This window comes from Paracoccus aurantiacus (assembly GCF_007993065.1).
GTDB lineage: Bacteria > Pseudomonadota > Alphaproteobacteria > Rhodobacterales > Rhodobacteraceae > Paracoccus > Paracoccus aurantiacus.
Map to the genome: position 1 here is coordinate 401,196 of NZ_VOPL01000003.1, position 19,003 is coordinate 420,198.

Below are 19,003 nucleotides of genomic sequence, written 5' to 3' on the forward strand. Positions count from 1 at the left end.
GGGCTTTTTGATGGCTAACGGCCAAGCTTCAACTGCGTTTTCATTCGCCCCAGCACGTCGACGCCCATCTGCATCAGCAGGTCCAGCATATCCAGCGGAACCCAGTTTTCGCGGATCAGCCCTTCGTCGTGCAGGTAAAAATCCATGACACGCATCGTGACGGGCCGGCCAGTCGGTGGCAGGCCAAGAAAGCCGCCGCCGGTATGCATGGCGAACACGCTCGGCCAGCCGCCTGTTACGGAATATGGGCCTTCGCCGATACGGATGTAATGCCCGCCGCCGAGTTCGCTTTTCAGGGCCGCGATCTCGTCCCATTGCCCGCCACCCTTGCGGTTCGGGAAGGCTGTGCGGAAGGGAAGCTGGTGGCAATCGACGAAGCCCGCCAGCCCGCGCGCGGTGCCGATCCCGCTGGGGCCATACCACATCATCTTCGGGTGCCAGTGCTGCTTCTGGGGCATGTTCAGAAGCCCCTGCCGCCCCTCGCCCGCTTCGTCGTTATAGGCGCCCAGCGTGCCGTGCATCGCCAGCGTCTGCGCCAGACTGGCCGCGCCCTGTGCGGGATCTTGCGGGTGCAATATGATGCCGTCGCAGGTGATCGGGCCGGGCCACATGCCTTCAGCGCCAAGGCTGGGCGCGAGGGGCCAGATGCCGGTCTGCCGGATCAGGTCGAGCACATCCCAAAGGCAATTCGACTGCACAATCCGCCCGTCGCGGATCTGGTGAACCTCGCCATAGCGCAGAAACACCGCGCCGCCCGTCGCGGGAATGCCCAACCAGTCGCGCCGGAACGTGCCGCAGTAATGACCCAGCGCAGCGATATAGTCACGGCCCTGATAGCTGCCGCCGACAAGGATCAGGTCGCGCCGTTCAAGATCCGGGACGGCATCCATCAGCGGTTGCCATACATTCGCGGCAATCGCCTCGGTCCCCCGCATCTCGTTCAGCGGATGTGCCCCGCGCCACTCCGCGTCCGGGTGATACAGCGCCGCAATCGCGTCCGGCAGGCCGTCCGGGCGCACACCCGCCAAGTCCTGAAGCCGGGTCAGCAGCTGCTTTCGCGCCGTCATATTGTTGTCTTCCACTCCACCCTCCGCCACGCTCGGGCATTCCCTGAGAAATTTCTTGCATTCGTATGCAAGCCTTGTTAGCGTCAGATTGCAACAGGTTCTTTCACCTCCTGACGCCACAAAGAAACAAAGTTTCAATCGCCGCCTGTGGGCCCTTCCCCCGGCGCAAGCTGCTCTCAACAGGAGACGGATCATGAATAAATTTCTGAAGGCCTCTGTCGCGGTGGCGGCGCTGTTCGGCAGCGCCGGGCTGGCGGCTGCGGAATGCGGGATCGAAAAAGGTTCGGTGCGCATCCTCTCGAACGATTTCGCAGCACTGCGTGTCGTGGCGGACGCCGCCGAAACCTGCGCCAGCGACACGGTGACGGTGACGCGCAACCAGACGACCGAACACAAGAACATTCAGGTGCCGGCCCTGACCACCAACCCGGCGAACTATACCGTGGCCATGATCGCAACCAATTCGGTGACGCCGCTGCTGACCAACGGGCTGGTCCGCCCGCTTGACGAATATGTCGAAAAATGGGGGCAGGACCTTCAGGAAAGCCAGCTGATCCGCGTCGATGGTCAGATCATGGCCATCGCCTTCATGGCCAATGCCGAGCATCTTTTCTATCGCGAGGATATTCTGGCCGAGAACGGGATCGAGGTGCCGAAGACCTATGACGAACTGCTCGCTGCGGGGCAGAAGCTGCGCGACGCAGGCATTCAGGACCCGCTGGCAGTTGCCTATCAGGCGGGCTGGTATCTGGGGAACGCTTTCGTCAACACCTATCTCGGCACGGGCGGCGACTTCTTCAAGGACGGCACTGCCGAGGCGGATATCAACAACGAAAACGGCATCAAGGCGCTGGAAACCATGAAGGCGATGAGCGAATTCATGTCGCCCGACTTCATCACCTATGGCACCGATACCCTGCGCCCGATGTGGGAAGCAGGCGATACCGCGATCCAGTTCAGCTGGGGATCGACGACAGGCGAATATATTGCCGAAGGCGGTGCCAGCCCCGAAATCGCCGCAGCCACCAAGTTCGCCGCTGCCCCGACAATCGGCGGGGGCGACATCCCCGCGGTCGCGCTGTGGTGGGATGGGTTCGTCATCGCCAAGAACATCTCGGACGAAGATGCCGAGGCGTCGTTCCGCGCCATGATGGTCGGCATCTCGCCCGATACGGTGAAGGCCAATCCCGAAGCCGCCGTCTGGCTGGTCAAGGGATACGAGCCGACCCCAGCCGCTGCCGGCGTCGTGGCCGATCTGGACGGCGGCGCGCGGCCCTATCCGATGCTGCCCTATATGGGGCTGCTGCACACAGCGCTTGGCGATAACCTGGCTGAATACATGCAGGATCAGGAAAGCGCCGAACAGGCCCTGGCAGATGTGACCGCCGCATATACGACCGCGGCGCGCGAGGCCGGCTTCATCGACTGACCCACGCCGGGGCGCCCATCGCTGGCGCCCCCACCCGATCCAGACGTTCACCCCGCCTTCCGACGAGGTTGCCCATGCCGCACAGAACGTTCCTGGCCTTCATCTGGCCCTCATTGCTGGCGATGCTGCTGTTCATCGCCGTGCCGATCGTCTCGGTCGCGTATCAATCGCTGTTTGTCGAACATCAACAGATCCTGTCGGAGGTCGAAAGCTGCGGCCCCTTCGGCTGCAAGTCCGAAGTCAGGGTCGATGCTGCCGCCATGGCGGAGCTGCGGGCGGAAGAGCCGATGGGCCGCTATAACGGGCTTGGCACCTACACCAACCCCACGCATCTGGCATTTGACGAGGTGCGCGAGGCATGGGCCACCAGCGGCAGCTTCGGCAACTTCATCGGCAGGGTGATGAACCTGCCCTTCTACAAGGCGCTGATCTTCACGCTGTGCTACACGTTCATCGTCACGCCTCTGGTGATCGTGCTGGGCTTCTGCATTGCGGTCGCGGTCAACAATGTCTCGGCCCGGCTGAAGGGGCCGGTGATCTTCTTCTCGCTTCTGCCGATGATCGTCACGCCGCTGATCGGGGCGCTGGTGCTGTTCTGGATGATCGATTCGCGCGGGGTCATCGGTGCAACGCTGCAGGTCATTTTCAACGACCCGCAACTGTCGCTGAAAGCCTCGCCCACGCTGACATGGGTGACGCTGTTTGTTTACGGCGTCTGGCACAGCGCGCCCTTCGCCTTTGTGGTTTTCTATGCCGGCCTGCAGACGGTGCCGCAGGACACGCTGGAAAGCGCCATGGTCGATGGGGCCAGCCGGTGGGAGCGGATCAAGTACGTCACCATTCCCTATCTGATGCCGCTCGCCACCTTCATCGCGCTGATGCAGCTGATGGACAATTTCCGCGTGTTCGAGCCAATCATCAGTTTCTCGGCCGAGGCGAATGCGCCGTCGCTCAGCTATATGATCTATTCCGACCTGCGCTCTGGCGACTTCCCCCTGTTCGGATCAGCCGCAGCCAGTTCAGTGCTGACAATCATCGGCGTCATCATCCTGCTGTTCCCGGTGCTGATCCGGAACTGGCGCGAATTCAACCGCAAGGCTTGAACAATGGCAAAAAGCGTTAACCAAAAGCCCCTGCCCCTAGTCGCCCTGTCCACGGGTTTCGTTCTGCTGTGGCTGTTCCTTGCGGCCTTCCCGTTCATCTGGACGGCCTGGGGGTCATTCAAGGTCGAGGCGGATTTCTTTTCCCGCACCGACTGGATGAACGCCCTGACCGGCCCCGCGACCGAAGCGCAGACCGGCAGCCGTTTCACCGGTGACGGCTATTACGGCGCATGGATCGAGCAGGGCTTCTGGAAGGCCGTCGTCAACAGCACCATCGTCGTCTTCTGCGTCGTCACCATCTCGCTTACCTTCGGGACGCTTGGCGGCTATGCGCTGGCGCGGTCGGGCTTCAAATATACCTTCTGGCTGCTGATCGCGGCGCTGATCTTTCGCGCCATGCCGCATGTGACGCTGGTATCGGGCTATCTGCTGCCCTTCTTCGAGATGAACATCTGGGGCTATCTGCCCACCACCATCATCGTGCTGGTCGCGATCAACCAGCCCTTCACCCTGTGGATGCTGCACAGCTTCTTTCTGACCATCCCGAAGGATCTGGACGAAAGCGCAATGGTCGATGGCTGCACGCGCTTTCAGGCATTCCGGCTGGCGGTCATCCCCGTGATGTGGCCGGGCGTCGTGACGACGGGGCTGTTCAGTTTCCTGCTGGCCTATAACGATTTCACCGTTACCTCGATGCTGCTCAGCCAGGAAAACCAGACGATGATCCCAAAGATCAACAGCTTCCTCGGGTCCACCCAGCAAGAGGGCAAGGTGATGTATGCCGTCGCCGCCGCCGTGTCCGCGATGGCACCCCTGTTCGTGCTTGTCATGGTGTTCCAGCGCCAGATCGTCAGCGGGCTGACCGCCGGCGCCGTGAAAGGATAAATGATATGGCAGAGATGCATCTGAAGAATGTCAGCAAACGCTGGGGCAATTTTGTCGGCGTGGACAATTTCGACCTGCATATCGCGGATGAGGAATTCATCGTGCTGCTTGGTCCATCGGGCTGCGGGAAATCCACCACCATGCGCATGATCGCCGGGCTGGAGGATGTGACCGATGGCGAAATCTGGATCGGCGACCGGATGGTCAACCGGCTGGAGCCGAAGGACCGCGACATTGCGATGGTGTTCCAGTCCTACGGGCTTTACCCGCAACTTTCGGTCTATGAAAACATCCGCTTCCCGCTGAAGGTCCGCAAGGCACCGAAGGAAGAACACCACGAGCGCGTCATGCGCGCCGCCGAGATGGTGGAACTGACCGATCTGCTGGAACGCCGCCCCGCCGCCCTGTCCGGCGGTCAGCGCCAGCGCGTGGCGCTTGGCCGCGCGATTGTCAGGAAGCCCACGGTGTTTCTGATGGACGAACCGCTGTCGAACCTCGACGCGAAGCTGCGGGTGTCCACGCGTGCGCAGATCAAGAACCTGCAGCACAAGCTGCGCACCACGACGATCTATGTCACCCATGACCAGATCGAGGCGATGACGCTGGCCGACCGCGTCGTGGTGATGAACAAGGGCAAGATCCAGCAGGTGGGCACGCCCACCGATATCTACGACTATCCGGCCAATACATTCGTTGCCAGCTTCATCGGCAGCCCGGCCATGAATCTGGTGAATGGCCATATCGAAAACGGCGTGTTCAGCGCCGAAAATATTCGCGTCCCCGGCCTGCGGACCGACATTTCCGGCCCCGTCACGCTGGGGTTCCGGGCCGAGGATGTCAGCCTCGCCCCGGACGGCGAGGGCGAATTGCGCGCGCCCGTCTATTCGATGGAGCTTCTGGGCGAAGCCTCGATGATCTCCTACCGGCTTGGCGAGGCGCTGGTGTCGATCAAGGCGCCCAAGGACTTCCGTATCGAGATCGGCGACGAGGTCGGTACCCACATCCCGGCTGCCATGTGCCACCTGTTCGACGCCGACACCGGCGAGAGCCTGCGTCTTTCGGAATAGCCATTCACGAGGGGACCGACCAATGAACACATATGCCTTCCGCCTGTCTGCCGTGATCTTCGCGTCGGCAAGCTGCCTTGCAGCAGCCTCACATGCCGAATGCGGGATCGAGGCTGGCAATGTCTCGATCCTCGCGAACGACTTCGAGGCGTTGCATGTCATCGCCACCGCCGCCGAGGAATGCGCCAGCCCGACCGTCACCGTGACCAAGAACCACACCACCGAACACGCAAATCTGCAGGGACCGGCGCTGACCGCCAATCCCTCGACCTACACGGTCGTAATGATCGCCAATGACTCGATCAGCGGACTGCTGAGCACCGACAAGCTGCTGCCGCTGGATGATCTGGTGGCGGAATATGGCGGTGATCTGCAGGAAAGCCAGCTGATCCGGGTCGATGGCCAGGTTATGGCGATCGCCTTCATGGTCAACGCCCAGCATCTGTGGCTGCGTAAGGATATTCTGGACAAGGCGGGACTGGCGCAGCCCACGACCTATGAGGAGGTTCTGGCCGCCGCCGAGGCGATCCGCGAGCAGGGGCTGATGGCCGAACCGCTGGCCGCATCCTACAAGCCGGGCTGGGATCTCGCCGCTGATTTCGTAAATATGTACAGCGGCTTCGGCGGCGAACTTTTTGCGCCGGATGGCAGCGACGTCGCCATTGAAAACGATCAGGGCGTCAAGGCGCTGGAAATGATGAAGGCGCTGTCGGCCTTCATGGGGCCGGATTATCTGACCTTCAACACCAACGAGATGAGTGCGCGGTGGCGCGACAATCTGGCGGCTATCGAAAACGGCTGGGGATCGCGCGCAGGGCAGGCAATCGACCCTGCACAGACCCCGCTCGAAATCGCAGACGCAACCGTCTTTGCCGCAGCACCGACCGTGGGCGGCGGGACGATCCCCGCCACGACCATGTGGTGGGACGGCTTTGCGCTGGCACGCAATATCAGCGAGGAAGACGCCACGGCTTCCTTCCGCGCCATGATGCACGCGCTGCGCCCGGAAACCGCTGAGGCCCATCCGAAGGCGGCCACATGGCTGATCGAAGGATACCAGCCGACGCCCGCCGCCGCGGGCGTGCTTGCGTCGATGGAGGCCGGCGCAAAACCCTATCCGATGGTTCCCGCGATGGGCCTTCTGCACCGCGCGCTTGGGGACGAGCTGGCCGATTTCATGCAGGACCGCGAGGACGCGCAGACAGCGCTAGCCGACGCCGCCAGCGCCTACCGGACCGCCGCGCGCGAAGCCGGTTTCCTCAAATGACGATCAGCAGGAGCGAGAAATGAAAGGCTCAAGACCCGAACAGGCAGCGCTGTCGCGCGACACCGACCTGTCCAAGACCGAAGAAACCCGGCGGGTGATCGAAGGGATGGTCGATGGCCTGAACGATCATCGCATCGCCGATATCGGCGAGTTCTTTTCCGAAGGGTTTCGCTGGATGGGCAATCAGGGCTGCGGGACTAAGGAGGGCCTGAAGGAGTTCCAGAGAAACTGGCAGCGCCCCTTTCAGGCCGCGTTTCACGACAAGGTCTGCATCGACGAGGCGCGGCTGTATATGGGCGAGTGGGCCGCCTGCTTCGGTCGGCAGGAGGCGATCCACGGCGGCGAGTTCATGGGCATCCCTGCCACCGGAAAGCGGGTCGAGATCCGCTATATGGATTTCTGGAAAGTGGTCGATGGCAAGATCGTCGACAATTGGGTGATGGTCGATTTTCCGCATGTGCTGGCGCAGCTTGGCCATGATGTGTTCGACGGTCAGGGTTGGGAAAGCTTCGACCGGGGCGAACGCATACCTCCCGCCCCGAAGGAGGCGGTCGCATGACCATCGAACACCTGAAATCCGGCAAACCTGCCGAAGCGCGCGCCGAAGATGACGCCAAGGTCCGCGCCACGGTCGAAGCGACGCTGAAGGACATCGAAACCCGCGGCGACGCGGCGGTGCGCGAACTCTCGGCGAAATTCGACGGCTATGAACCCGAAAGCTTCCGCCTGTCGCCGTCCGAAATCGAAGCCGCCATGCAGCAGGTCAGCACCCGCGACATGGAGGATATCCGCTTCGCCCAGACCCAGATCCGTCGCTTTGCCGAGGCGCAGCGGGCATCGATGACGGATATTGAGGTTGAGACGATGCCCGGCGTTATCCTTGGCCATCGCAATATTCCGGTGCAATCCGTCGGCTGCTATGTGCCGGGGGGCAAGTTCCCGATGGTCGCCTCGGCCCATATGTCGGTTCTGACCGCATCGGTCGCGGGCGTGCCGCGCATTATCGCATCCGCGCCGCCGGTCAAGGGCGGGCCGCATCCCGCCATTGTCGCCGCCATGCATATGGGCGGCGCGCACGAAATCTATGTGATGGGCGGTATTCAGGCGGTGGGTGCCATGGCGCTTGGCACGGAAACAATCGAGCCGGTTCATATGCTGGTCGGCCCCGGCAATGCGTTCGTGGCCGAGGCCAAGCGCCAGCTCTATGGCCGCGTGGGCATTGACCTGTTCGCCGGCCCGACCGAAACGATGGTGATCGCGGATGACACGGTGGATGCCGAAATGGTCGCCACCGACCTTCTGGGACAGGCCGAACACGGCTATAACTCGCCAGCCTGCCTGATTACCAATTCGCGCAGGCTGGCGGACGAAACGCTGGCCGAGATCGACCGCCTGCTGGACCTGCTGCCGACGCGCGAGACGGCGGAAACATCCTGGCGCGACTATGGCGATATCTATGTCTGCGACAGTTATGACGAGATGCTGACCCTCGCTAATGATCTCGCCTATGAGCATGTGCAGGTGATGACGGACCGTGACGACTGGTTTCTGGACAATATGCACAGCTACGGCGCGCTGTTCCTTGGCCCGCGCACCAATGTCGCGAATGGCGACAAGGTGATCGGTACCAACCACACCCTGCCGACGAAGAAGGCGGGCCGCTATACCGGCGGACTTTGGGTCGGTAAGTTTCTGAAAACGCACAGCTATCAAAAGGTCACGACGGACGAGGCCGCGACACTGATCGGCGAATACGGATCGCGCCTGTGCCTGCTGGAAGGCTTTGTCGGCCATGCCGAGCAATGCAATATCCGCGTGCGCCGCTATGGCGGGGTGAACGTCCCTTATGGCGAGCCCGCGCCCTACCGGGAAGCGGCGGAGTAACCGGATGAGCCTGCCCAAGACCCCCTCGTTCCGTCTCGATCACCGTCGCGCACTGGTGACAGGCGCATCATCAGGCATTGGTGCCGCCTGCGCCTCGGCCCTGGCCGAAATGGGCGCGCATGTCGTCTGCGCCGCGCGGGGCGCCGACAGGCTGCAAGGCGTGGTGGATGAGATCAACAGCCGGGGCGACAGTGCCGAATCTCTGGTGCTGGACATGGCCGATCTTGATGCGCTCGGCGCGGCGCTGGATGCACAGGATGCTTTCGATGTGGTCGTCAATTCGGCGGGACTGGCGCGGCATTCGCCCGCGCTCGATACCACGCCGCAGGATTTCGATGACGTCATGGCGCTGAACCTGCGCGCGGCCTATTTCCTGTCCGCGGGCGCGGCCCGCAAGATGATCGCGCGGGGCAATGGTGGCTCGATCATTCATATCTCCAGCCAGATGGGCCATGTCGGCGGGATCGACCGTGCGGTCTATTGCGCGTCGAAACACGCAATCGAAGGGATGGTGAAGGCGATGGCCATTGAATGGGGCCGCGACCGCGTTCGCATCAACACCGTCTGCCCCACCTTCATCCGCACACCCCTGACCGAACAGACCTTCGACAACCCCGACCGCGTCGCGTGGATTGAGGACAAGATCAAGCTGGGCCGCACCGGCGAGGTTGAGGATATCATGGGCGCAGTCGCCTATCTGGCGTCGGATGCCTCGTCCTTGGTAACCGGGACGGCCTTGATGGTCGATGGTGGATGGACGGCGGACTGATGACGGTGGAAAAGGTAACTTCGCAGGATGTGGCAAGGCTGGCGGGCGTCAGCCAGTCGGCGGTCAGCCGGGTGTTCACGCCCGGCGCCTCCGTATCGCCCGCAATGGCGAAAAAGGTTCACGCGGCGGCGGCAGAGCTGGGCTATCGCCCGAATGTGCTTGCGCGGTCGCTGATTACCGGGCGCTCGCGGATCATCGGGCTGGTTGTCGCCTATCTGGAAAACCAGTTCTACCCGGTGGCCATCGAACATCTGTCCCGCGCGCTTCAGGCCGAGGGCTATCACATCCTGATCTTCATGGCCGAGAATTCGGAAAGCCAGGTCGCCGATGTCATTCAGGAGCTGATGGATTATCAGGTCGATGGCATCATTGCCGCGTCGGTCGCCATGACGCATGACCTGTCGGAACGTTGTGCGGCGGCGGGCATCCCGGTCGTGCTGTTCAACCGCGATCAGGACGGCCAGTCCCATTCCGCCGTCACATCCGCCAATACGATCGGCGGCGCGAAAGTCGCCGAATTCCTGATCGCGGGCGGGCATCGGCGCATCGCCCATATTGCAGGCTGGCAGGGTTCCTCGACCGGGCGCGACCGGCAGAAGGGATTTCTGGACGCGCTTGCCGCAGCCGGGCGCGAGCCTGTCGCCGTGATCGACGGCATGTATACGCGCGATGGTGCCGCCGACGCCGCCCGCCAGATGATGGCGATGCCCGATCCGCCGGATGCCATCTTCGTCGGCAACGATCACATGGCCTTCGCGGTCATGGACGTTCTGCGCAGCGAATTGGGGCTGAGCGTGCCCGGCGACGTCTCCATCGTGGGTTACGACGACGTGCCATTGTCGGCATGGCCCGCCTTTGATCTGACCACCTTGCGCCAGCCGGTCAATCGCATGGTCGCGGCGACGGTCGAAACCATTCTGGGTAAAATCCAGGACCGCACGCTGAAACCCCGCAAGATCGAGATAGACGGACCGCTGATCCTGCGCGGATCGGCCCGCATACCCGAAGGATGGGCAGGATGAAGGGCTTCGATCCGAAATTCAGTGACTTCCCCGACTATATTCTGGGGATCACTCGAGAGATCTGGGAAGATCGCGGCATTGCCACCCTGCATCAGTATTATGCACCCGATATCGTGGTGCGCTCTCCGCCGTCGGTGGTGGTGGGCAATCAAGGGGTGATCGCCGCGACAATGGCGACGCTGGCAGAGTTTCCTGACCGCCAGCTTCTGGGCGAGGATGTGATCTGGTCCGGGACGCCCGAGCAGGGGATGCTGTCCTCGCACCGGCTGATCTCGACCGCGACCCATGCGGGTGACGGCGTCTATGGCAGGGCCAGCGGGCGGAAGCTGCGCTACCGCATCATTGCCGACTGCCACGCCCGCAACAACACCATCGACGACGAATGGCTGATCCGCGATCAGGGGGCAATCGTGCGGCAAATGGGGCTGGACCCCGCCGAATATGCCCGCGATCTGATCGCCCGGGAAGGTGGGCCAGAGGCCTGCGTGCAGCCGCTGTCCCCGGCGACTGACCGGCCAGGTCCCTATACCGGACGCGGAAATGATGACGAATGGGGGCAGCGCTATGCCGACCTGCTGACCCGTATCATGCGCGCCGACATGGCGGCGATCCCTGCCGAATACGACCGCGCCTGTCAGTTGGAACATCCGGGCGGCGTGACCGGCCACAGCCATGATGCCGCCGACCGCTTCTGGATGGGCCTCCGCGCCGCATTCCCCGATGCCACCTTCACCATCCATCACCAGATCGGCCGAACCGATCCACTAATGCCGCCCCGCGCCGCACTGCGGTGGAGCCTGCACGGCAAGCATTCCGGCTGGGGCGCCTTCGGCCGCCCGACCGGGGCCGAGGTTTATCTGCTGGGCATCTCGCATGCCGAATTCGGGCCGTGGGGTCTGCGGCGCGAATGGGTCTTGTTCGACGAGACCGCGATCTGGAAACAGATCCTGCTGCAAACGGGTGATGTATGACCGTGCCGCGTTATTCCGACCCGGAAAGCTATATCCTTGGGATCACGAAGGATATCTGGGAAGATCGCGGCATCTCGCTGCTGGAAACTGCCTATGCGCCCGATATCGTCATGCGCAATGCGGGTGGCATGAAGGTCGGAAATACTTCGGTCATCGACGACACGCTGGCCAAGATGGCGGCTTTCCCGGATATCGAGATTCTGGGCGAGGATGTGATCTGGGCGGGCGATCCGGACGGGCGGTACCTCTCGTCACATCGCAGCATCATCACCGGCACCCATACCGGGCATGGCGTCTATGGACCGCCGACGGGCAGGCGGTTCACCGTGCGCTGCATCGCCGATTGTTCCGTGCTGGACGAGGTGATCGACGACGAATGGCTGGCCTATGATACCGGCGATCAGGCGCTTCAACTTGGTCACGACCCGGCGGATTTCGCCCGCGCCCGGATCATGGCGGAAGGCGGGCCGGACACGGCCGCCCGCCCCTTCACGCCCGATCAGGACCGGCCCGGCCCCTATACCGCGGCCGGGAATGACAGCGAATGGGGTCAGCGGCTGGCAGATATACTTACCCGCATCATGGGCAAGGACGTGACCGTGATCCGCCCCGAATACGACCGCGCCGTTCGCGTCGAACATGCAGGCGGCATGGGCGGCTGGGGCTGGCAGAATGCCGAAGCCTTCTGGATGCGCCTGCGCTCGGCCTTCCCCTCTGCCGCGTTCCGCATCCACCACGTCATGGGGCGGTCCGACCCGCACCAGCCGCACCGCGCCGCCGTCAGGTGGAGCCTTGATGGCAAGCATGACGGATTCGGCCGCTTCGGCGCACCGACCGGCGCGCCGGTCCATCTGATGGGCTTCACCCATGCCGAATTCGGCCAATGGGGGCTGCGCCGCGAATTCACCCTCTTCGACGAGGTCGCCATCTGGAAGCAGATCCACCTGCATACGGGGGCCGTCTGATGCTGCGCGAGGACGCGCGGCTGCGTCGGTTCCATATCTGGCGGCAGGCGCTGCGGTCTCGCCGTCTGAATCCGCACTATCCCGGTTGCGCCAGAAAACCGACACAACCGAACATCAATTTCATAGACGGATCAACGACATGACACCCCAGGAAATGGAAGCCCGCATCGTCCGCTATGGCGACCTGCAGCCCTGCAAGACCGCCTTTATCGACGCCCACACACCCGGCTCGAACCAGAAGGAAAACTTCACCATCATCGGCGGCGGGGTCAGCGAAAGCCCGGACCAGCATGTCCATATCTCGATCCCGCATGGCTTCAATATCGGCGCAGCGGGCCAGCCCCCGAAATGCCGCAACAGTCTGCATTCCCATCGCACAGCCGAGGTTTTCTTCGTTCTCAAGGGCCGCTGGCGCTTCTTCTGGGGCCGCTATGGCGATGCGGGCGAGGTGACGCTGGAAGAGGGCGACATCTTCAACATCCCCACGGGCATTTTCCGTGGCTTCGAAAACATCGGCACCGATTACGGGATGATCATGGCGATCCTTGGCGGTGACGATGCCGGGGGCGGCGTGATCTGGGCCCCGCAGGTTATCGAGGATGCAAAGGATCACGGGCTGATCCTGTCCGAAAAGGGCAAGCTTTATGACGGCAAGAAAGGCGAGGCGCTGCCCGATGGCGTAAAGCCCATGCCTGTGCTCACGGATCAGGAACTGAAGACCTTCCCCGAACCCACCACAGCTGATGTCGTGCCGAACTATGTGGCGCGCTACTGGGATCTGGTGGCGCTTGCCGACAAGCAGCCCGCCAAGGTCATCGGCGAAAACGCAAAGCTGCGTGACAAGCCGGGTTTCGAGGTCGATTTCATCACCCAGAAATCGGCAGGCGATACCCAACAGCGCCACGACAACCCGGCCGTGCTGATGCCGGTGCGCGGACATTGGAAAGTGACGTGGAACGACGGCGCGGCCACTCTCGCGCCCGGCGACACGATGAGCGTGCCCGAGAATACGGATTACACTGTCACGCCGTCCATGACCGGCGAATCCGCGATCTATCGAGCGGTCGGCACCGGCGATCCGGCTGGCCTGACCTGGAAACCCTGAGCCTCAGCGGGGTGCCGCATGGCGCCCCACCAACCGGAGACACTCATGTCCATCCTGACCACCCATGTCGGCAGCCTTCCCCGCACGCAGGAGGTCGTCGATTTCATTTTCGCCCGCGAACGTGGCGAGGATTACGACCAGTCGGCCTTTGACGCCGCCATGACCCGCGCCGTATCGGACACGGTAAAAAAGCAGGTCGAGGCGGGCGTTGACATCGTCTCGGACGGCGAGACGTCGAAGATCAGCTATGCGACCTATGTGAAGGATCGCTATACAGGTTTCGACGGCGACAGCCCGCGTAACGCGCCCGCAGACCTGAAGCAGTTTCCCAGCTTTCTGAAACGCATCGCGGCTTCGGGCGGCACCCCGCAATATGCGCGTCCGATGTGCGTGGGCGAGGTGAAGTCCAAGGGTCAGGGAGAACTGGAAAAGGACATCGCGAACCTGCAGGCCGCGATGGAAGAACATGGCGCGGAACGCGGCTTCATGAACGCCGCCTCGCCCGGTGTGATTTCGCTGTTTCTTCAGAACGATTTCTACCCGTCGCGCGACGCTTATCTGGCCGCGCTCGCCGATGCGATGAAGGCAGAATATGAAACCATCGTGGCAGCCGGGCTGGATCTGCAACTCGATTGCCCCGATCTCGCCTTGTCGCGGCATATGCTGTTCAGCGATCTGTCCGATGCGGAATTCGTCAGGATCGCCGCCAGCCATGTCGAGGCGCTGAACCATGCGTTGTCCGGGATTCCGGCCGAGAAGGTGCGCATTCATATCTGCTGGGGCAATTACGAAGGGCCGCATGTCTGCGACATTCCCATGTCGAAAATGTTCGACACGCTGATGACGGCCAAGGCGCGCTATGTGCTGTTCGAAACCTCGAACCCGCGCCACGGTCATGAATGGTCGGTCTTCCGTGATCGCAAGGCCGACATTCCCGCCGACAAGGTGCTGGTGCCGGGCGTGGTGGACACGACGACCAACTTCGTCGAACACCCCGAACTTGTCGCGCAACGGCTGCGCAATTTCATAGATATCGTCGGGACCGAGCGCGTGATCGCCGGGTCCGATTGCGGCTTTGGCACCTTCGCGGGCTTCGGCGCGGTCGATCCGGACATCGCCTATGCCAAGCTGAAAGCCATGGCCGACGGGGCGGCGCTCGCCTCGTGACTCCGCTGATGCTTCTGCCCGGAATGATGTGCGACGCGCGGCTGTTCGGCCCGCAGATCGCCGCATTCGGGCGCGACCGGGCGATCCAAGTTCCGGCGATGGGCCGGCATGACAGTATCACGGCGCTTGCTGCCGATGTGCTGGAACATGCGCCACCACGCTTTGCACTTGCGGGCCTCTCGATGGGCGGCATTCTGGCGATGGAGATCACGGCGCAAGCGCCTGCGCGTGTCGAAAGACTTGCGCTTCTGGACACCAATCCCCGCGCCGAACTGCCAGAGGTGAAGGCAGGTCGCACGCCCCAGATGGAAGCGGCGCGCAGTGGCAATCTGCGCGAAGTTATGCGCGACGAGATGAAGCCGAATTATCTGGCCGACGGCCCCGGCAAGCAGGCAGTGCTGGATCTGTGCATGGATATGGCGATGGATCTTGGCCCGGAGGTGTTCGTAAACCAGTCCCTCGCCTTGCGCGACCGCCCCGATCAGCAGGACACGTTGCGCCGGGTCAATGTGCCGACGCTGGTCCTGTGCGGGCGCGAAGATCGCCTGTGTCCAGTTGAACGCCACGAACTGATGCACAGGCTGATCCCCGGCTCGACCCTGACGATCATCGACGGCGCGGGGCATCTGCCCGTGCTTGAAAAGCCCGACGAAACGACAGCGGCGCTTGCCCGCTGGCTGGAGGAATGATGGATAGTGCCTTGTTGGACCTTTTGAAATCGGTCGATACCCCGACCGTCTGCAACGCCATCGAGGTCGCGCAGGGGCGTCGCGGCTTCGACGCGTTTACCCGCGGCACGGTCATCTGCACAGAACCAGACGGCGGCGCGATGGTGGGTTTCGCCCGCACCGCGAGCCTTGCGGCCATAGCCCCGCCGACAGAGCCGCCAGAGGTGATCCGCGCCCGGCGCATGGACTATTACCGCCACATGGCAGAGGCCCCGAAGCCCGCCATCGCCGTGGTCGAGGATCTTGATTACCCCAACGCCATTGGGGCTTATTGGGGCGAGATCAATACGACGGTCCATAAGGGTTTCGGCCTGTCCGGCACGCTGACCAACGGCGTCGTGCGCGACCTTGGCGATCTGCCGAAAGGCTATCCGGTCATCGCCGGCTCTGTCGGACCCAGCCACGGCTATGTGCATATCAAGACCATCGGTCGGCCGGTCCGCATCTTTGGTATGACCGTGGCAGAGGGCGACCTGATCCACGCCGACCGCCACGGCGCGCTTGTGGTGCCGAATGACGTGATCCCGGTTCTTGGCGACGCGATCCGCAAGCTGTTGGAAACCGAAAGGCTGGTTCTCGACCCGGCCCGCGCCGAGGGCTTCGATTTCGCCGCATTCGAGGCCGCGTGGGACGCGTTCGAAAAGGCGCGGACCTGACATGGCGGGCGAAGAACAGGGGCGTTTCGACGCGGCGCTGAAACAGGCGGGGCTGAAACTGGACGCGCGCGACAAGGCGGCGGCTTTGCGGGTGTTTCTCAGCCTCGAGCGCGCCGCGTTGCTGCTGAAGGCCGAAGAAGCGGTGCCGGATGAACCCCGCTGATCGCCCGATCCCAGAAATCGCATCGCAGCTGCGCGATCGTCGCCTGCGTGTCCCGGATCTGATCGAGGCGCATCTGGACCGGATCGCGGCACGGAACCCGACGCTGAGCGCTTTGGTCGGTGTTGATGCCGACGCCGCACGGCAGGCAGCGGTCAACGCGGAACGCGATTTGCGAGCAGGCGACGATCGCGGTCCGCTGCACGGTATCCCCTTCGCGGTGAAGGATCTGATCGACATCGAAGGGCAATCCAAAACCTGCGGCAGCCGGCGCTTCGCGGACCGCGTCGCTACGGCAGATGCTGCCGTTATCACCCGCCTGCGCGCCGCGGGTGCCATCCCCATTGCGCGCGCCGCAACATATGAGTTTGCGCTGACCGGCCCCAGCTTCGATGCGGCCTATCCGCCCAGCCTTAATCCGTGGTCGGCGGATCATATCACCGGGGGGTCGTCGTCCGGCTCTGCCTCGGCCGTCGCGGGCGGCATGCTGCGCCTGGCGCTCGGCACCGATACCGGCGGGTCGGTTCGCAGCCCTGCGGCCTATTGCGGGATCGTCGGCCTGAAACCCACCTATGGACTCGTCCCGATGGGCGGGGTCTTTCGGCTGTCACCCAGCCTTGACCATCTTGGCCCGATGGCGGCAAGCGTGGCAGAGGCGGCGCTGATGCTGGACGCGATGGCCCCCGGCTGCGGCGCTGCGGCGGCGCTTGGACACGACATTAAAGGTTTGCGCATCGGCTATGCCCGCGACTGGTTCGCGCATGATCCCGATGCCGCGCGCGATCTGGTCGCCGCGGTGGACGATGCGGCCTCGGCCCTGTCGATGCTGGGTGCGGAGATCACGCTGGTCCGGATGCCTGACTACGCACTGGCAGAATCAGCAGGTGCAGTCATTCTTCATTCCGAGGCGTTGGAAATTCATCGCGACGGCCTGACTGACAGCTTCGATCTGTATGGTCGTCAGCCGCGTCAAAGCCTGGCAGGGGGCGTCGGCCTCACGGCAGAGGATGTCGCGCGGGCGCAAGCTGCGGGACACAGGATCAGCGCCGCAATCGACGCGCTTCTGGACGAATGCGACGTGATCCTAGCACCGACGACGCTGGCCCCTGCCCCGCCCGTCGCGGCGTTTCGCGGAGATGAGACCGTCTGGACCGTGATGCGCACCCTGCCCTTCAACCTGACCGGTCACCCGGCGATGTCGGTCCCCATCGGCTTTTCGGAGGGCCTGCCGCTGGGAATGCAGATTGTCGGGGCCAGGCGGGCCGAGGCGATGATCTGCCGGATCGGCGCGGCCTTCGAAGCCGCGACCGACCATTCGGCGCAGCGGCCCTATTTCGCCTGAAGCCGTTCCAGCCGCAGGGCAGCCGCGCGGCGGTGGCCTTCCAGCCCCTCGCTGGCGCTTTGGCGCACGGCGGCGGGCGCCACCTGCTGGACGCCTTCCGGCGTCAGCCATTGATGCGTCACCACCTTCACATAAGCCCCGCCCCACAGCCCGCCGGTATAGCGCCCCGCCGCCATCGTCGGCAGCGTGTGATTGGTGCCCGCGCATTTGTCGGAATAGACCACGCTCGCCAGCGGCCCGATAAACAACGACCCATAGTTACGCAGCTTGCCCGCCGTTTCCTGCGGATCGCGGGTATGGACCTGCAGGTGTTCTGCAGCGATCAGATCGGAATAGGCCAGCATCGCGGCCTCATCGTCGCACACGGCAATCTCGCCATAATCGCGCCATGCATCACCCGCCGTATCAGCGGTGGACAGGGTTTCCAGCTGCCGGTCAACCTCGGCCAGAACGGCCTCGGCCAGAGCCTTATCGGTCGTAATCAGCCCCACGCGCGTGCGCACATCATGTTCGGCCTGCGCCAGAAGGTCGGTCGCGATCATCTCGGCGTCGCCGGTTTCGTCGGCAAGGATATAGATCTCCGACGGACCGGCCAGCTGGTCGATCCCGACGGGGCCAAAGACCTGACGCTTTGCCTCGTTCACGAAGGCGTTGCCGGGGCCGACAATCTTGTCCACGCGCGGCACGGTTTCAGTGCCGAAAGCCATCGCCGCAATCGCCTGCGCGCCGCCGATGCGGAAGATGCGGTCCGCGCCGGACAGATGGCAGCCCGCGATCATCGCCTGATGGGCGTTCGGTGGAAGGCAGGCAATCACCTCATCCACGCCAGCGACCTTGGCGGGCACGATGGTCATGATTGGAGCCGAAAGCAGCGGATAGCGCCCGCCCGGCACATAGCAGCCGACACGTTCCAGCGGGATCACGCGGTGACCCATATGCACACCGGGCCGTGGCTGAAAATCGTCCAGAACGCCGATGGTCGCGAACTGTGCCTCGGCAAAGGCACGGACATTGGCGATCGCAAATTCGGTATCCTCGCGCGTCTGCGGATCAAGGGCGGCGACGGCTGCCTCGCGTTCGTCCATGCTGACCTCGAACCGGGTCAGATCGGCCTTGTCGAACCGCTGGGAATAATCGCGCACGGCGGCATCGCCTTCTTCCCTGACGCGGGCCAGAACCTCTGCCACCGTCTCTGCCACGGGGGCATTGTCAGAGGCGGCACTTCTGGCCGGCGACTTCAGGTGGCTGACGCCGGGCAAGATGTCAGGTTCGGTCATGTCTTGATCCTTCGTTTACGGCGCTGGCGCGACTCGATGGTGTGCGGGCGAAGTCTAGCGCGCGAAAGCTGTGAAAATCCGGCAGCGGCAGTGGCCGGAAAATAAAATTTCCGTTGCAGCGCAAGAAAACGCTAACTAA

19 protein-coding genes are annotated in these 19,003 nt (G+C 63.2%); 17 read left to right on the plus strand and 2 right to left on the minus strand.

Features of this window, described 5'->3' with window-relative positions:
* Positions 1-14 precede the first annotated feature (14 nt).
* On the minus strand, positions 15-1,082 hold the full coding sequence (locus FQV27_RS10320; RefSeq protein WP_246133065.1) for an ester cyclase: 1,068 nt from the start codon (positions 1,080-1,082) through the stop codon (positions 15-17).
* 178 nt (positions 1,083-1,260) lie between these two features.
* On the opposite strand from FQV27_RS10320, the gene FQV27_RS10325 reads away from it, so the two are divergent.
* The 17 genes from FQV27_RS10325 (at position 1,261) to FQV27_RS10400 (ending at position 17,587) form a co-directional block, all read left to right on the plus strand.
* Positions 1,261-2,496, plus strand: a complete 1,236-nt coding sequence (locus FQV27_RS10325; RefSeq protein ID WP_147098050.1) for an ABC transporter substrate-binding protein — start codon at positions 1,261-1,263, stop codon at positions 2,494-2,496.
* 74 nt (positions 2,497-2,570) lie between these two features.
* A complete protein-coding gene (locus tag FQV27_RS10330) occupies positions 2,571-3,599 on the plus strand; it encodes a carbohydrate ABC transporter permease (RefSeq protein WP_147098052.1) in 1,029 nt (342 codons plus the stop codon).
* A 3-nt stretch (positions 3,600-3,602) separates the two neighbouring features.
* Complete coding sequence (locus tag FQV27_RS10335; RefSeq protein ID WP_147098054.1) at positions 3,603-4,484, plus strand: carbohydrate ABC transporter permease; 882 nt, start codon at positions 3,603-3,605, stop codon at positions 4,482-4,484.
* 5 nt (positions 4,485-4,489) lie between these two features.
* Positions 4,490-5,551, plus strand: coding sequence for an ABC transporter ATP-binding protein (locus FQV27_RS10340; protein WP_147098056.1), 1,062 nt, complete (start codon positions 4,490-4,492; stop codon positions 5,549-5,551).
* 22 nt (positions 5,552-5,573) lie between these two features.
* Positions 5,574-6,818, plus strand: coding sequence for an ABC transporter substrate-binding protein (locus FQV27_RS10345; RefSeq protein ID WP_147098058.1), 1,245 nt, complete (start codon positions 5,574-5,576; stop codon positions 6,816-6,818).
* A gap of 19 nt (positions 6,819-6,837) precedes the next feature.
* Positions 6,838-7,377: an ester cyclase gene (locus tag FQV27_RS10350; protein ID WP_147098060.1), complete on the plus strand. Its 540-nt coding sequence runs from the start codon at positions 6,838-6,840 to the stop codon at positions 7,375-7,377.
* Complete coding sequence (hisD, locus tag FQV27_RS10355; RefSeq protein ID WP_147098063.1) at positions 7,374-8,702, plus strand: histidinol dehydrogenase; 1,329 nt, start codon at positions 7,374-7,376, stop codon at positions 8,700-8,702. Before FQV27_RS10350 ends, hisD (FQV27_RS10355) begins: the two co-directional genes overlap by 4 nt.
* A gap of 4 nt (positions 8,703-8,706) precedes the next feature.
* On the plus strand, positions 8,707-9,471 hold the full coding sequence (locus FQV27_RS10360) for an SDR family NAD(P)-dependent oxidoreductase (RefSeq protein ID WP_147098065.1): 765 nt from the start codon (positions 8,707-8,709) through the stop codon (positions 9,469-9,471).
* Positions 9,471-10,493 (plus strand): LacI family DNA-binding transcriptional regulator, encoded by a 1,023-nt coding sequence (locus tag FQV27_RS10365; RefSeq protein ID WP_147098178.1) that lies wholly within the window; start codon positions 9,471-9,473, stop codon positions 10,491-10,493. Before FQV27_RS10360 ends, FQV27_RS10365 begins: the two co-directional genes overlap by 1 nt.
* Positions 10,490-11,464, plus strand: coding sequence for a nuclear transport factor 2 family protein (locus FQV27_RS10370; protein ID WP_147098067.1), 975 nt, complete (start codon positions 10,490-10,492; stop codon positions 11,462-11,464). The genes FQV27_RS10365 and FQV27_RS10370 overlap by 4 nt, the downstream gene beginning before the upstream one ends.
* The gene (locus FQV27_RS10375) at positions 11,461-12,429 is read left to right on the plus strand and encodes a nuclear transport factor 2 family protein (RefSeq protein ID WP_147098069.1); all 969 of its coding nucleotides are present in this window, start codon (positions 11,461-11,463) and stop codon (positions 12,427-12,429) included. Before FQV27_RS10370 ends, FQV27_RS10375 begins: the two co-directional genes overlap by 4 nt.
* Positions 12,430-12,568: 139 nt before the next feature.
* Entirely contained in the window at positions 12,569-13,534 is a 966-nt protein-coding gene (locus FQV27_RS10380) for a cupin domain-containing protein (protein WP_147098071.1), read from the plus strand.
* A gap of 45 nt (positions 13,535-13,579) precedes the next feature.
* On the plus strand, positions 13,580-14,701 hold the full coding sequence (locus tag FQV27_RS10385; RefSeq protein ID WP_147098072.1) for a cobalamin-independent methionine synthase II family protein: 1,122 nt from the start codon (positions 13,580-13,582) through the stop codon (positions 14,699-14,701).
* Complete coding sequence (locus FQV27_RS10390; protein WP_147098074.1) at positions 14,698-15,390, plus strand: alpha/beta fold hydrolase; 693 nt, start codon at positions 14,698-14,700, stop codon at positions 15,388-15,390. Before FQV27_RS10385 ends, FQV27_RS10390 begins: the two co-directional genes overlap by 4 nt.
* Positions 15,390-16,085 carry an RraA family protein gene (locus tag FQV27_RS10395; RefSeq protein ID WP_147098076.1) on the plus strand — a complete coding sequence of 232 codons (696 nt, stop codon included), beginning with the start codon at positions 15,390-15,392 and terminating at the stop codon, positions 16,083-16,085. The genes FQV27_RS10390 and FQV27_RS10395 overlap by 1 nt, the downstream gene beginning before the upstream one ends.
* A 1-nt stretch (position 16,086) precedes the next feature.
* Positions 16,087-16,248 (plus strand): hypothetical protein, encoded by a 162-nt coding sequence (locus tag FQV27_RS18885; protein WP_186827277.1) that lies wholly within the window; start codon positions 16,087-16,089, stop codon positions 16,246-16,248.
* Entirely contained in the window at positions 16,235-17,587 is a 1,353-nt protein-coding gene (locus FQV27_RS10400; RefSeq protein WP_147098078.1) for an amidase, read from the plus strand. The genes FQV27_RS18885 and FQV27_RS10400 overlap by 14 nt, the downstream gene beginning before the upstream one ends.
* On the opposite strand, the gene hisD (FQV27_RS10405) is transcribed toward FQV27_RS10400, so the two are convergent.
* Positions 17,575-18,864 carry a histidinol dehydrogenase gene (gene hisD, locus FQV27_RS10405; RefSeq protein ID WP_147098080.1) on the minus strand — a complete coding sequence of 430 codons (1,290 nt, stop codon included), beginning with the start codon at positions 18,862-18,864 and terminating at the stop codon, positions 17,575-17,577. The two genes, FQV27_RS10400 and hisD (FQV27_RS10405), sit on opposite strands and share 13 nt — an antisense overlap.
* Positions 18,865-19,003 lie beyond the last annotated feature (139 nt).

Bases quoted from the DNA above. Each gene is read 5' to 3' on its own strand.
- FQV27_RS10340 (WP_147098056.1), top strand. From the start codon at position 4,490: ATGGCAGAGATGCATCTGAAGAATGTCAGCAAACGCTGGGGCAATTTT.
- FQV27_RS10370 (WP_147098067.1), top strand. From the start codon at position 10,490: ATGAAGGGCTTCGATCCGAAATTCAGTGACTTCCCCGACTATATTCTG.
- FQV27_RS18885 (WP_186827277.1), top strand. From the start codon at position 16,087: ATGGCGGGCGAAGAACAGGGGCGTTTCGACGCGGCGCTGAAACAGGCG.
- FQV27_RS10345 (WP_147098058.1), top strand. From the start codon at position 5,574: ATGAACACATATGCCTTCCGCCTGTCTGCCGTGATCTTCGCGTCGGCA.
- FQV27_RS10365 (WP_147098178.1), top strand. From the start codon at position 9,471: ATGACGGTGGAAAAGGTAACTTCGCAGGATGTGGCAAGGCTGGCGGGC.
- hisD (WP_147098080.1), bottom strand. From the start codon at position 18,864: ATGACCGAACCTGACATCTTGCCCGGCGTCAGCCACCTGAAGTCGCCG.
- hisD (WP_147098063.1), top strand. From the start codon at position 7,374: ATGACCATCGAACACCTGAAATCCGGCAAACCTGCCGAAGCGCGCGCC.
- FQV27_RS10375 (WP_147098069.1), top strand. From the start codon at position 11,461: ATGACCGTGCCGCGTTATTCCGACCCGGAAAGCTATATCCTTGGGATC.
- FQV27_RS10380 (WP_147098071.1), top strand. From the start codon at position 12,569: ATGACACCCCAGGAAATGGAAGCCCGCATCGTCCGCTATGGCGACCTG.
- FQV27_RS10335 (WP_147098054.1), top strand. From the start codon at position 3,603: ATGGCAAAAAGCGTTAACCAAAAGCCCCTGCCCCTAGTCGCCCTGTCC.
- FQV27_RS10400 (WP_147098078.1), top strand. From the start codon at position 16,235: ATGAACCCCGCTGATCGCCCGATCCCAGAAATCGCATCGCAGCTGCGC.
- FQV27_RS10350 (WP_147098060.1), top strand. From the start codon at position 6,838: ATGAAAGGCTCAAGACCCGAACAGGCAGCGCTGTCGCGCGACACCGAC.
- FQV27_RS10395 (WP_147098076.1), top strand. From the start codon at position 15,390: ATGGATAGTGCCTTGTTGGACCTTTTGAAATCGGTCGATACCCCGACC.
- FQV27_RS10360 (WP_147098065.1), top strand. From the start codon at position 8,707: ATGAGCCTGCCCAAGACCCCCTCGTTCCGTCTCGATCACCGTCGCGCA.
- FQV27_RS10325 (WP_147098050.1), top strand. From the start codon at position 1,261: ATGAATAAATTTCTGAAGGCCTCTGTCGCGGTGGCGGCGCTGTTCGGC.
- FQV27_RS10330 (WP_147098052.1), top strand. From the start codon at position 2,571: ATGCCGCACAGAACGTTCCTGGCCTTCATCTGGCCCTCATTGCTGGCG.
- FQV27_RS10385 (WP_147098072.1), top strand. From the start codon at position 13,580: ATGTCCATCCTGACCACCCATGTCGGCAGCCTTCCCCGCACGCAGGAG.